The sequence below is a fragment of the Pseudomonas sp. ICMP22404 genome (genome assembly GCF_006227205.1).
Classification (GTDB): domain Bacteria; phylum Pseudomonadota; class Gammaproteobacteria; order Pseudomonadales; family Pseudomonadaceae; genus Aquipseudomonas.
In genome coordinates this window covers 164,435-178,261 of the sequence record NZ_VCNG01000006.1, presented here as the reverse complement: position 1 = coordinate 178,261, position 13,827 = coordinate 164,435, and the positions used below count along the sequence as shown (strand labels likewise).

Sequence of the window (13,827 nt, the reverse complement as noted above, 5' to 3'; positions counted from 1 at the left end):
TGGTGTCAGGTTCTACGATTGATCAGACATCTGCGCCCGCAGGCGTGCTTCCTGCTCGCGCAGGTCGGGAGTAAAGGTCTCGCCGAAATCCTCCATTTCAAAGATCTGGCGGATTTCGATTTCGCTGTCGCTGACCATCGGGTTTGGACAACGCTTGACCCAGTCAATGGCCTCCTGCAGCGACTGGACCTGGAAGATCCAGAAGCCGGCGATCAGCTCCTTGGTTTCAGCAAAGGGGCCGTCGACAACGGTCCGGTTCTTGCCGGAAAACTGTACGCGCACGCCCTTGGAACTGGGGTGCAGGCCTTCACCCGCGAGCATTACCCCGGCCTTGACCAATTCTTCATTGTAGGCACCCATGGCGGTCAGCAACGCTTCACTGGGCATTTCCCCGGCTTCCGATTCCGGGCTGGCTTTGACGATCACCAAAAATCGCATGGTCTTATCTCCTGATGCTGAGTAAGCCGCCGTTGCAGCGGTTCCATGGATAATCGAATGACAATGGGAGAAATCGACAGGCTGGCTGAATTATTTTTCGAACCTATATGAAAACGCCGCCTGATAAGCGCGGCACTGTTCACTTGCTCGGAAACAGTCGCGAGGGAGCTTGCTGCCGCCTGAGTGCAAAGCGCCCACAAAAGAAAGGGCCGCTATGCGGCCCCAGCGGGAGCAAGCTCCCTTTCCACGGATCGGTGTTCTCAGAGGCCGATCAAGCAACCAGATCGCTGGCACTGAAGGTGTTGACACCCACCAGTTGGATTTCGAAGTCCGCTCCCAGATTGCCGTCGATATTGCCGGAAAGCACATGGTCGACGAAGCGCAATTGCCCTGCACCGCTGAAGTCAGCCGAATCGATGAAGCTGAATTGGTTGATTCCTGCAGCGAGGATATTGGCATCCAGCTTCGACAGGTCAAGCTTATCGCCTTGGAGTTGACTGAAATCCAGGATGATGTCGCGAGCATTGCCGATACCCAACTCATTTAACGCGCCGAACATGAAGCTATCGGCTCCGGTACCACCCGTCAGGGTGTCAGTGCCAATGCCACCGATCAGCACGTCATTGCCCGCGCCGCCGTCAAGCTGATCATTGTCTGCGCCGCCATCCAGAATGTCCGCGCCGTCCAGGCCGTTGAGCACGTTGGCGGCGCCGTTGCCGATCAGGCTGTTGTCCAGCGCGTTGCCAGTGAGATTGATAGCGGAGAGGCCGACCAGTTGACCATCCTCGACATTGGCCGACAGGGTATAGCTGACCGACGTGCGCACCAGGTCATGGCCTTCGTCGGCGAGCTCGGTGACCGTGTCGCCGATATTGTCGACTACATAGGTGTCGTTGCCGGTACCGCCGATCAGCGTGTCCGCCCCGGCGCCACCGACCAGCACGTTGTTGCCCGCGTTGCCGGTCAGTACGTTGTCAAGGGCGTTACCGAGGCCGTTGATGTTGTCATTTCCGATCAGCGTGAGGTTCTCCAGGTTGGCACCCAGCCCCCAGCTCACCGAAGAGCGCACGATGTCGATCTCGCCGGCCAGGGTGCTCTCTTCGCTGATCACATCACCGATGTTGTCGACTACATAGGTGTCGTTGCCGGTGCCGCCGATCAGCGTGTCCGCCCCGGCGCCACCGACCAGCACGTTGTTGCCCGCGTTGCCGGTCAGTACGTTGTCAAGGGCGTTACCGAGGCCGTTGATGTTGTCATTTCCGATCAGCGTGAGGTTCTCCAGGTTGGCACCCAGCCCCCAGCTCACCGAAGAGCGCACGCTGTCAATCTCGCCGGCCAGCGTGCTGTCTTCACTGATCACATCACCGACGTTGTCGACCACATAGGTGTCGTTGCCGGTGCCTCCGATCAGGGTGTCGGCTCCGAGACCGCCATCCAGCAGGTTGGCCTCCACGTTACCGGTGAGGCGGTTGTCCAAGGCGTTGCCAGTGATATTGATGGCCGAGAGGCCGACCAGTTGACCATCCTCGACATTGGCCGACAGGGTATAGCTGACCGACGTGCGCACCAGGTCATGGCCTTCGTCGGCGAGCTCGGTGACCGTGTCGCCGATATTGTCGACTACATAGGTGTCGTTGCCGGTACCGCCGATCAGCGTGTCCGCCCCGGCGCCACCGACCAGCACGTTGTTGCCCGCGTTGCCGGTCAGTACGTTGTCAAGGGCGTTACCGAGGCCGTTGATGTTGTCATTTCCGATCAGCGTGAGGTTTTCCAGGTTGGCACCCAGCCCCCAGCTCACCGAAGAGCGCACCATGTCGATCTCGCCGGCCAGCGTGCTGTCTTCGCTGATCACGTCACCGACGTTGTCGACCACATAGGTGTCGTTGCCGGCGCCGCCGATCAGCGTGTCCGCTCCGGCGCCACCGACCAGCACGTTGTTGCCCGCGTTGCCGGTCAGTACGTTGGCAAGGGCGTTACCGAGGCCGTTGATGTTGTCATTTCCGATCAGCGTGAGGTTTTCCAGGTTGGCACCCAGCCCCCAGCTCACCGAAGAGCGCACGCTGTCAATCTCGCCGGCCAGCGTGCTGTCTTCGCTGATCACGTCACCGACGTTGTCGACCACATAGGTGTCGTTGCCGGCGCCGCCGATCAGGGTGTCTTTACCGGCAAGACCATTCAGAACGTTACCCAGTGCATTACCTATCAGGGTATCGTCATTGGCCGAGCCCACAGCGTTTTCGATCTTGGCGCCATAGGCTATCGCCAGCCCTTCATTAAAGGCGGTATTGGTGTCTGTGTTCAGGAATGCCTGGCCGATCTTGCTGAACTGCCCCTCATTCAGATTGATGCGCACTGCCGACAGCTGATTACTGGCATCGATCGTGTCATTGCCACCGGCGTCCCAGATGGTCTCGAATACCGACTGGTCAACCGCCCAGCTATAGGTGTTGTTACCGGTCTGCCAAAGGGTATTGGCACCATAAAGACTCTGGATGGCGGCAATATCCAGCAGCATGGGGGTGGTCGGCTCATAAGAGTACGAGTTGTGGTAACTCATGACCGTATAACGGACATCATCGTACTGGGCAGCAAGCACCGTGGGGTTGCTAGGACCTGGGGTGAACGGATGCTTGAGACCCAGCGCGTGGCCAATTTCATGCACGAAAGTCAGATAATCGTAACTGCCCTGAACGGGGCTTGGGTCGCTCGTCGCCGGCCCGATCCAGACGTCACCGGCGCTGGCGCTCAGGCCGGGGAAATAACCCCAGGCGGCGGTGCCGTCGTCCATGTCCCCATAACCACCGAATCGCAAGTCGCCGACGTTGGTGGAAGACTCGCTCACCTGGGTGAACTTGATATCGGCCACTGAACTCCATTTGCCCAGGGCGCTGACAATGGCGCTTTGTTGCGCTGAAGACAGGACGTAGCCAGACGTGTATTCATTTACGTTGCTATAGGAGCTGGCGAAATATGAATCGGTGGTCATGAAACTGTATGTCAAGGCCGTGGAGAACGTGCCGTTGGTATCCATCCAGTAAGTGCCGTAGATCAGGCTGTCGACTTGGGCATTTCCGGTCAAACTTGCCGGCAGAGCAAATGTAAAACCAGCGGGACTTGGCATACGAACTTCCTGTGTGCAGATCTGCGGCCCTTCCTAGGATGCGGCCGCTACAAGTGATCATAGTGTTGGAAAATGGCGGCATTAATATCACATTGCCACCACCCTATCAATTCTGACGCTATTTTTTTGGCGCAACAAGCCAGTCATTGGCCTTGCGAATATCCCCATCCCCCAACCTTCCGCTCCAGCGCTGCAGGACCAGCAAGCTGGTTACGAACCGATACTGGGACTGATAGAAGTCACGCCGTGCGCGAAACTCTTCCTTGATGCTGTCCAGTACGTCCACGGCATTCTTGACGCCATATCCGAAGGCTTTCTCCGTGGCTATCCGCGACTTTTCGGCGGACTCCAGCGCATGGCGCGTGGCCTTGATCCGGCTGAGTTCGGCCGACATCCCGAGATAGGCGGTGCGTGTCTCCTTGATCACCTGGCGCCGCAAGGCCTCCAGCTCTTGCTGGGCGACTTCCTTATCACTTTCGGACGTCGATACCCGGGCGCTGGTGGAGCCACCACTGTAGAGCGGCACCTGCAAATCAAGGGATGCGACGAGGTTGTCCGAGCGCGGCGTCACTGCCCCTTCATAACCGATATCGCTGCGTTGCGCCGTCAGGTTCAGGCCCAGACGGGGCAGATGGCCGGCCCTGGCCTCACCGATAGCCGCCTCGGCGGCACGGATACTGTGCTCGCGGGCGTGCAGTGCCGGGTTGCTATCGAGTGCTGTCTGCACCCAATAGTCCGGGGTCTGCGCCGGCAGACTGAAAGCCGGATTGTCGCCGATGCGCTTGAAAGGCTCCTGGACATCGCGCCCCACCAATTCGGAAATGGCTTCCCGACTGACCTGGACCTTGTTGCCGGCTTCGATCTCATCCGCCTTGAGCGCATCCACTCGCGCCTCGAGGTCAAGCGTATCGGTCACCATCGCCATCTGCCGCGCATACAGCGCGTTGACGCGCTTGAGGTTGCGCTCGGTCGCATCCAGCTCGCTGCGCACCAGGGACAGCTCATCCTCCGCCGCGAGTACGGCGAAGTAGCGCTCGGACAGGTCGATGCTGGACTGTACCTGGGTGTCGTCGGATTCGTATTCGCTCTGTCGGGCCAGTTCTACGTACTTCTGGTAACTGCGCCAGACCTGCGGGTCGTAGATCACCTGGCTGAGCGCCACGGCCATGCGCTTGCCATTGTACTGGATACGGCTCAGGTCGTCGTCACGCCGACCGCGATTGACGCTGCCGCTGGCGTTGAGCTGTGGCAGCAGTTGGCCAAGGGCCGCACGCTCGTTGCCCTCCCCGCTGTGGATCCGGGCTTGCGCCCGCAGAATACGTGGATCGGCCCCCTGCGCCTCCTGATGGAGCTGCCACAGGTCTATGTAAGAATCGTCGGCAACCGCGCCAAGCGGCATGACGAGCAGGCATATCGCGATCAGAGACTTCATGTCAGTCCTCGATCAACGAACGGGCAAAGGCATTGCTCGCTGGTTGCATCAGATACTGCAACAGCGTCCGCTCACCGGTGTTGATCAGCACTTCGACCGGCATGCCCGGCACCAGAGTCAGGCCGCCCAACGCCTGACGTCCCTTGTCAGTCATGGCCACCCGGGCCAGGTAATACGGCGTGCCGGTATCCTTGTTGACCAGGCGATCAGCAGATACTTGCACCAGTTGTCCTTCGACGACCGGCGTAGCCCTGTTCTTGAACGCACTGAAACGAATGTTCGCCAACTTGCCCACTGCGATGCGATCGATATCCATTGGCGAAACCTGGGCTTCGACGATCAGCTCTTCGTTGGCCGGAACGATATCGAGCAGCGCCGTACCTGGACTGACCACTGCCCCCAAGGTGTGGACAGTCATGCCCATCACCATTCCCGACTCGGGGGCGAGGATGTCGGTGCGCTGGTCACGATCCTGCAGTGTCGCCAGCCGTTCGCGCAGTTCGTACACTTTGGTTCGGGCATCCCCCAACAGACCGGCGACTTCGCTGGCGAAGGTCTTTTTCAGTTGGAGAATCTTCAGTGTCGCCTCGTCGATATTGACCCGCGCCTGGGCGATCTGGGACTGACTCTCGGCTATTTCAGTCTGCAGGCGAGAGAGACTGCGCTCCTGCTCGCGCAGGCGCTGCTTGTCCACGTAGCCTTCGGCAAGCAGCGCTCGCAAATCGACAATCTCGTCCTGGTAGGAGGCCGCCAGCATCTGCTTGCTGGCGATGATGGTCTTGAACCCGCGAATCTGTTCTTCGATTTGTCCGATGGTCTTTTCCTGCAGGCCGACTTCACCCTGCAACGAATTGCGTCGAGCCTGGAAGATCCGTGCTTCGCTGTCGCGAGCCTCACGCACTCGCGGATCAGCCGGGTCCAGGGTCGGCACCGCTACCGGTTCGGGCAGTGCGTCCCGCTCAGCCTCCAGTCGGGCCTGCAACTCGAGCGCGGCGATCAACTGGCTGCGCATGGCTTCCATTTCCGAGCGTGCCTGGGTGTTGTCAAGCACCAGCAACACATCGCCGGCGTTCACCCGGTCGCCGTCATGAACGCGCAGTTCGCGCACGATGCCGCCTTCAAGATGCTGTACGGTCTTGCGGTAGCTTTTGACCGTGACCACACCCGGCGCCAGTGCGGCACTGTCAAGTGGCGCCAGGCTGGCCCAGCCGCCGAACAGGCCGAAAGTCACCAACAACATGAGGTAGCCGATGCGCCGTGCCGGTACATCATCGATCGGTAGCGCGGGCACGTGGGCGGATGAAAGCTGACTGTTCTGCATGAAAGGTTTTATCCGCTGCTTACGATTGAATCACGGTGGCCGGGGGAACTGCGGACGCAACGCCCTGCAATCGCGCCAGGACCTTGTCCCGTGGGCCGAACAGACTCAGTTCGCCCTGATTGAGCACCAGCAGTTTGTCCACCTGGGCCAGCACCCCGGAGCGATGGGTAATGACAAATACCGTGGCCCGACTCTGCCTGAGTTTGCGCAGGGCCTCGGCGAGCATTTTTTCGCCCGCGTCATCCAGGTTGGAGTTGGGTTCGTCGAGTACCACCAGGCGCGGTTCGCCGTACAAGGCACGAGCCAGGCCGACACGTTGACGCTGGCCGCCGGACAACCCGCCACCATTGGCACCGATCACGGTGTCGTAGCCCTCGGGCAATTGCAGCACCAGTTCATGAACGCCGGCCATGCGTGCGGCGGCGACCACCGCAGACGCGTTGGTCGGGCCGAAGCGCGAGATATTCTGGCTGATGGTGCCCTCGAACAGTTCGATGTCCTGGGGCAGATAACCGATGTACTGACCCAGTTCATCGCGACGCCATTGGCTGATGTCCGCATCGTCCAGGCGCACGGTGCCGGCCTGGCTTGGCCAGATCCCCAGCAGCGCCCGTGCCAGCGTTGACTTCCCGGCACCGCTGGGGCCAATGATCCCGACCACTTCCCCCGCGGCCACCTGGAAATCCAGGCCGCGAATGATCGGCTTGCGCGCGTCGGGGGCTACGACCGACAACCCCTCGACACGAATCGCCCCCGCCGGCGCTGGCAACGGCATGCGTTCGGGCTCTGCGGCTACCTTGACCAGCAATTCGTGAAGCCGGGCATATTGCGAGCGCGCGCCGAGAAAGCCTTTCCACACGCCAATCAGTTGGTCGATGGGGGCCAAGGCGCGTCCCAGCAAAATGGAGCCGGCAATCATCAGCCCGGGCGAAATCTGGTGGGTGATGGTCAAATAAGCCCCCAGGCCCAGCACCAGGGACTGGACGATCTGGCGGAATGTCCTGGATACCGCCGCAACGGTCGCACCGCGATCACTGGCCAGGCTTTGCAGGACCAGGACCTCATGAACCCGTCGGCTCCAATGCTCACGCAGGCTTGCCAGCATGCCCATGGATTCGACCACTTCGGCATTGCGCAAGCTCTTGTTTATGAAGGCGGTAGCCGCCATCTGCTCGCGGTTGGCGGCCTGCAACGGTGAGCGCGTGAGTTTTTCGTTGACGAAGGCCAACGCCCCCAGCAACAACGCGCTCAATACCCCCATCCAACCGTACCAGGGATGGAACATGAACATGACGCCCAGGTAGATCGGAATCCAGGGCGCGTCGAAAAAAGCAAACAGGCCGTTACCGGTCAGGAACTGACGCAAGGCGCTCAGATCGCTCAACGGCTGGGCCGAGGCGCTCATGCCACAGGTATTGAGCGCCTGTCTGAAACTGGCGTCGAACAGACGCCGGCCCAGCAACGACTCCAGGCGCGTACTGACTCGCACCATGATCCGCGAGCGCACCCACTCCAGGCCGCCCATCGTAGTCATCAACAGCAACATGATCAGGGTCAGCATCAACAGCGTGGACAGGCTGGCGCTGCCTACCGCGCGGTCATACACCTGCAGCATGTAGAACGATGGAACCAACATCAGCAAATTGACGAAGAAACTGAAAAAACCAACGGAAAGAAAACTGCCCTTGCAGAGGGCAAGGGCACTTTCCAGCTCGGTTCTGGGGTGGGCTGACATGGTTCATTACCTGAGGTCGTTGGGCCGACCCGCAAAATCGGATAAACGCTGGCGCATGAGCGCCCTGAGGAGTGTTGGCAGATACCTCTGAAGCGCCCGCGCGGTTTGAGCTGCCTGCGTTGTATCGACAGCGGCGCCTGGTTCTGAAGGGAGGGCGACTGGAATCCGCGCAGATAATCCGCCAAGAACGCAAGGCCTTCGCTGGCCAGATGATCTATACCTTCAGGACAACCAATAAGATCAAGGCAACAGCAGCAGAATGTCCGGACGAAACGATCATGACGGATTCACCTTCGCAAACGCGGCATCGAACGATCGGAGAACCTGCAGGACGCTGTTTCACGAGGCCAGTCACACGTAGAATGCCGCCCCCTTTTTTCAATGCCTGAAGTATCGATCATGAGCCGGATCACACGCGTGTTGAATGTTCGCCCCGAAGCGCTTTCCCGGCTTTGCCTGTTGCTGTCGCTGCTGCTCGTTCACACCGCCCACGGCGAGCCCAGGCCGATTGAACTGCACATCCTGGACGCTCCCCCGCTGACATTCGTCAACGACCCCAGGGGTTATGGCATCGTCGGGGATATCGCCGTGCAAGCCATGGCCAAGGCGGGATACGCGATGAAAATCCATGTATTGCCCTGGGCCAGGGCGCAAAAACATGTCAGCGAGGAGCGAGATCACTTGATCACGCCGCTGTCACGCATCCCCAGCCGTGAAGACCACTTCACCTGGATCGCCCCCATCATGCCGATGGAGCGGGCTTTCTTCAGCCTCGACCGACAAGTGCGCAATTTTGCCGAAGCCAAGGATACCTTTCAGAAGATCGGCGTCGGCCTGGGCAGTGCCCAGGAAGAGATCCTGCGCGTCCAGGGATTCAGGGATGATCAGATCTATCCGCTGACCATTGGCGACAACCCCGCCCAGATGCTCCTGATGGGGCGCATCGATGCCTGGTTCAACGGCGTTCCGGAAAGCCGTTACATCTGGCCGAAGGTGTCCAAGCGCAAACTGCTCATGAGCCCGGTCAACAGCCATGCCGACCTCTACCTGGCCTGTTCGAAGCTGTGTTCTCCCAAGATGGTGGAGGATTTGCGCGAGGCCGTTGAAATGCTGCGCAAGGACGGTACCATCGACCGCGTGCATGACCGCTACCTGTCGCAATAAACCTTGCGGCGAGGGAGTAAGCTCCCTGGCCAGCTGCGTTCCGCAGGTAGGCGGCGCTTATATCATTCCGAATGATAGTTACCTTTGCTTCATTCGATTCGTTCCTCCGCATCCCGCCACGCATCATCCGCCCATCTCAATACACTTGGCGGATGCTATCCATGGACCATTCACTTTCAAAACTACGTTTTCCCCTCGCACTGTTGGCGGTGCTGGTGATAAGCGCCTGTGGCAAGACACCTGACACGGCAGCGTCCATGCCGGCCGCCAAAGTCAGTGTGGCCAAGGTACTGGAACAGCCAGTCAACGAGTGGGATGAGTTCACCGGACGCCTCGAAGCGCCGGAAACCGTCGAAATTCGTCCACGGGTTTCCGGGCAGATCGACGAAGTGGCCTTCACCGAGGGTGCGCTGGTCAAGAAAGGCGACCTGCTGTTCCAGATCGACCCTCGCCCCTTCCAGGCTGAAGTGCGCCGTCTCGAAGCCCAACTGGCCCAGGCCCGCGCCACGGCCACCCGCAGCGAGAACGAAGCCCAGCGTGGCGAGCGCCTGCGCCAGAGCAATGCCATTTCCGCCGAACTGGCGGATTCGCGTACCAGCGCCGCCCAGGAAGCCCGTGCCGCCGCCGCGGCGATCCAGGCACAACTGGACCTGGCCAAACTGAACCTGAGCTTCACCCGCGTCACGTCGCCCATCAATGGTCGCGTCAGCCGCGCGGAAATCACCGCCGGCAACCTGGTGACCGCCGACGTCACCGCGCTCACCAGCGTGGTGTCCACCGACAAGGTCTACGCCTACTTCGACGCCGACGAGCGTGTCTTCCTCAAATACACCCAACTCGCCCGCCAGGGCCAGCGCGGCCAGGCCACGCCGGTCTACATGGGCCTGTCCAACGAGGACGGCAACCCGCACCAGGGCCAGATGAATTTCATCGACAATCAGGTCAACCCGCAGACCGGCACCATCCGCGGCCGCGCCGTATTCGACAACAAGGACGGGGCCTACACCCCCGGCCTGTACGCCCGGCTGAAGCTGGTGGGCAGCGGCACCTACTCAGCCGTGCTGATCAACGATGAAGCCGTGGGCACCGACCTGGGCAAAAAATTCGTGCTGGTGATGGACACCGACAACAAGCCTGCATATCGCCCCGTCGAGCTGGGACCGAAGATCGAAGGCCTGCGCATCGTGCGTAGCGGCCTGAGCAAGGACGACACCATCATCGTCAAGGGGCTGCAACGGGCTCGCCCAGGGGCACCGGTCACGCCTGAAGTCGTACCGATGGCCAGCGAACAAACCCTCGCCGCCCTGGCTCAACAACGCAAAGCGCTCGAAGCCAGCAACCTGCCCCAGGTCGCGCCGTCCAAGGCGACGTCCACAGCGGCGGGAAAACTGGCCGCTGCGACCCCACGCGGTTAAGGAACTGAACTCAAGATGAAATTTTCCCAGTTCTTCATTTCGCGGCCGATCTTCGCAGCGGTGCTTTCGCTGCTGATCCTGATCGCCGGCGCCATCTCGCTGTTCCAGTTGCCGATCAGCGAATACCCCGAAGTCGTTCCGCCTACGGTGGTCGTGCGGGCCAACTTCCCGGGCGCCAACCCCAAGGTCATCGGTGAAACCGTGGCCGCGCCCCTGGAACAGGCCATCACCGGCATCGAGAACATGCTGTACATGTCCTCGCAATCCACCGCTGACGGCAAGATCACCCTGACCATCACCTTTGCCCTGGGCACCGACCTGGACAACGCCCAGGTACAGGTGCAGAACCGCGTCACCCGGACCGAGCCCAAGCTCCCGGAAGAAGTGACCCGGATCGGCATCACGGTGGACAAGGCGTCGCCCGACCTGACCATGGTCGTGCACTTGACCTCGCCGGACAAACGCTACGACATGCTCTACCTGTCCAACTACGCCCTGCTCAACATCAAGGATGAGCTGGCGCGCCTGGGTGGCGTGGGTGATGTGCAACTGTTCGGTATGGGCGATTACTCCCTGCGGGTCTGGCTGGATCCGAACAAGACCGCTTCGCGCAACCTGACCGCCACCGACGTGGTCACCGCCATTCGCGAGCAGAACCGTCAGGTCGCGGCTGGTGCCCTGGGTGCGCCACCGGCGCCGAATGCCCAGGCGTTCCAGCTCTCGATCAATACCCAGGGTCGCCTGGTGAATGAGGAAGAGTTCGAGAACATCATCATCCGTTCCGGCGCCAACGGTGAAATCACCCGCCTGAAAGACATTGCCCGCGTGGAGCTGGGCTCCAGCCAGTACGCCCTGCGCTCGTTGCTCGACAACCAGCCGGCGGTGGCGATCCCGATCTTCCAGCGTCCAGGTTCCAACGCCATCCAGATCTCCAACGACGTCCATGCCAAGATGGACGAACTGAAGAAGAACTTCCCGGCGGGAATGGACTACAGCATCGTCTATGACCCGACGATCTTCGTGCGCGGCTCCATCGAGGCGGTGGTCCACACACTGTTCGAAGCGCTGATCCTCGTGGTGCTGGTGGTGATCCTGTTCCTGCAGACCTGGCGTGCCTCGATCATCCCGCTGGTGGCCGTGCCGGTATCGTTGATCGGCACGTTCGCCGTGATGCACCTGTTCGGCTTCTCGTTGAACGCGCTTTCGCTCTTCGGGTTGGTATTGGCCATCGGTATCGTGGTGGACGACGCCATCGTCGTGGTGGAAAACGTCGAACGGAACATCGGCCTGGGCCTCACTCCGGTGGAAGCGACCAAGCGTGCCATGGGCGAAGTGACCGGCCCGATCATCGCCACTGCACTGGTGCTCTGCGCGGTCTTCATTCCGGCAGCATTCATCAGCGGCTTGACCGGGCAGTTCTATAAGCAGTTCGCCCTGACCATTGCCATTTCCACCGTGATCTCGGCGTTCAACTCCCTGACACTGTCGCCGGCCCTGGCCGCGGTACTGCTCAAGAGCCATGACGCGCCCAAGGACCGTTTCTCCAAGTTCCTCGATGCACTGCTGGGCAGCTGGCTGTTCCGTCCGTTCAACCGCTTCTTCGACCGCGCCAGCCACAGCTACGTGGGCGCCGTAGGCCGCGTGATCCGCAGCAGCGGCATCGCCCTCTTCGTCTATGCAGGCCTGATGGTGTTGACGTTCTTCGGCTTCTCCAACACCCCGACCGGCTTCGTGCCCGGCCAGGACAAGCAATACCTGGTGGCCTTCGCCCAACTGCCGGATGCCGCGAGCCTGGACCGTACCGAAGACGTGATCAAGCGCATGTCCGACCTGGCGCTCAAGCAACCCGGCGTCCAGAGCGCGGTGGCGTTCCCTGGACTGTCGATCAACGGCTTCACCAACAGTCCGAACGCCGGCATCGTGTTCGTGACCCTCAAGCCGTTTGATGAACGCAAGGACCCGAGCCAGTCGGCCGGCGCCATCGCCGGCGCCTTGAACGGCCAGTTCGCGGGCATCCAGGAAGCCTACATGGCGATCTTCCCGCCGCCGCCCGTACAGGGCCTGGGCACAATCGGTGGTTTCCGCCTGCAGATCGAAGACCGGGGCAACCTGGGCTACGACGAGCTGTACAAGGAAACCATGAACATCATCACCAAGAGCCGCAGCGTGCCGGAACTGGCCGGGCTGTTCACCAGCTACACCGTGAACGTGCCCCAGGTCGATGCCGCCATCGACCGGGAAAAAGCCAAGACCCACGGCGTGGCCGTCAGCGACATCTTCGACACCCTGCAGATCTACCTGGGTTCGCTGTATGCCAACGACTTCAACCGCTTCGGCCGTACCTACCAGGTCAACGTCCAGGCCGAGCAGCAATTCCGCCTCGAATCGGACCAGATCGGCCAGCTCAAGGTGCGCAACAACCGTGGCGAGATGATCCCGCTGGCGACCTTCATCAAGGTCAGCGACTCCTCGGGACCAGACCGCGTGATGCACTACAACGGTTTCATTACCGCTGAAATCAACGGTGCCGCCGCACCGGGCTACAGCTCCGGCCAGGCCGAGAAAGCCATCGAGAAACTGCTCAAGGACGAATTGCCCAACGGCATGACCTACGAGTGGACCGACCTGACGTACCAGCAGATCCTGTCGGGCAACACCGCGCTGTTCGTGTTCCCGCTCTGCGTACTGCTGGCGTTCCTGGTACTCGCGGCACAGTACGAAAGCTGGAGCCTGCCGCTGGCAGTGATCCTGATCGTACCGATGACCCTGCTGTCCGCCATTACCGGGGTAATCCTGTCCGGTGGCGACAACAACATCTTTACTCAGATCGGCCTGATCGTACTGGTGGGGCTTGCCTGCAAGAACGCGATTCTGATCGTCGAGTTCGCCAAGGATAAACAGCTCGAGGGCATGAACCCATTGGCAGCGGTCCTGGAAGCCTGCCGCCTGCGTCTGCGGCCGATCCTGATGACCTCCGTGGCCTTCATCATGGGCGTGGTGCCCCTGGTGTTCTCCAGCGGTGCCGGTGCGGAAATGCGCCACGCCATGGGTGTCGCGGTGTTCTCGGGGATGCTGGGCGTGACCTTCTTCGGTCTGCTGCTCACCCCTGTGTTCTATGTACTGATCCGTAACTTCGTCGAGCGCAGCGAGGCCCGCAAGTCGGCCCGGGCTTTGAAACTGGAGACGCAACAATGAGCTTGG

The 13,827-nt window shown here is 60.8% G+C and carries 8 protein-coding genes; 3 read left to right on the top strand and 5 right to left on the bottom strand.

What is annotated here, in order from left to right:
• Positions 1-12 precede the first annotated feature (12 nt).
• The 5 genes from FGE05_RS13205 to FGE05_RS13185 form a co-directional block, all read right to left on the bottom strand.
• Positions 13-438, bottom strand: a complete 426-nt coding sequence (locus FGE05_RS13205; protein WP_139645546.1) for a YciI family protein — start codon at positions 436-438, stop codon at positions 13-15.
• Between the two features lie 271 nt (positions 439-709).
• Positions 710-3,559 (bottom strand): M10 family metallopeptidase C-terminal domain-containing protein, encoded by a 2,850-nt coding sequence (locus tag FGE05_RS13200; RefSeq protein WP_139645544.1) that lies wholly within the window; start codon positions 3,557-3,559, stop codon positions 710-712.
• A 118-nt stretch (positions 3,560-3,677) separates the two neighbouring features.
• Positions 3,678-4,991, bottom strand: coding sequence for a TolC family protein (locus FGE05_RS13195; protein ID WP_139645542.1), 1,314 nt, complete (start codon positions 4,989-4,991; stop codon positions 3,678-3,680).
• A gap of 1 nt (position 4,992) precedes the next feature.
• Complete coding sequence (locus tag FGE05_RS13190; RefSeq protein WP_175362650.1) at positions 4,993-6,312, bottom strand: HlyD family type I secretion periplasmic adaptor subunit; 1,320 nt, start codon at positions 6,310-6,312, stop codon at positions 4,993-4,995.
• A 19-nt stretch (positions 6,313-6,331) separates the two neighbouring features.
• Positions 6,332-8,047, bottom strand: a complete 1,716-nt coding sequence (locus tag FGE05_RS13185; protein WP_139645538.1) for a type I secretion system permease/ATPase — start codon at positions 8,045-8,047, stop codon at positions 6,332-6,334.
• A gap of 399 nt (positions 8,048-8,446) precedes the next feature.
• Here FGE05_RS13185 and FGE05_RS13180 point away from each other — a divergent pair, with 399 nt between their 5' ends.
• The 3 genes from FGE05_RS13180 to FGE05_RS13170 all read left to right on the top strand — a co-directional run bounded on the left by FGE05_RS13180 (position 8,447) and on the right by FGE05_RS13170 (position 13,821).
• Positions 8,447-9,211: an ABC transporter substrate-binding protein gene (locus FGE05_RS13180; RefSeq protein WP_257225641.1), complete on the top strand. Its 765-nt coding sequence runs from the start codon at positions 8,447-8,449 to the stop codon at positions 9,209-9,211.
• A 161-nt stretch (positions 9,212-9,372) separates the two neighbouring features.
• Entirely contained in the window at positions 9,373-10,626 is a 1,254-nt protein-coding gene (mexE, locus tag FGE05_RS13175; protein ID WP_139645534.1) for a multidrug efflux RND transporter periplasmic adaptor subunit MexE, read from the top strand.
• Between the two features lie 15 nt (positions 10,627-10,641).
• Positions 10,642-13,821, top strand: coding sequence for an efflux RND transporter permease subunit (locus tag FGE05_RS13170; RefSeq protein ID WP_139645532.1), 3,180 nt, complete (start codon positions 10,642-10,644; stop codon positions 13,819-13,821).
• Positions 13,822-13,827 lie beyond the last annotated feature (6 nt).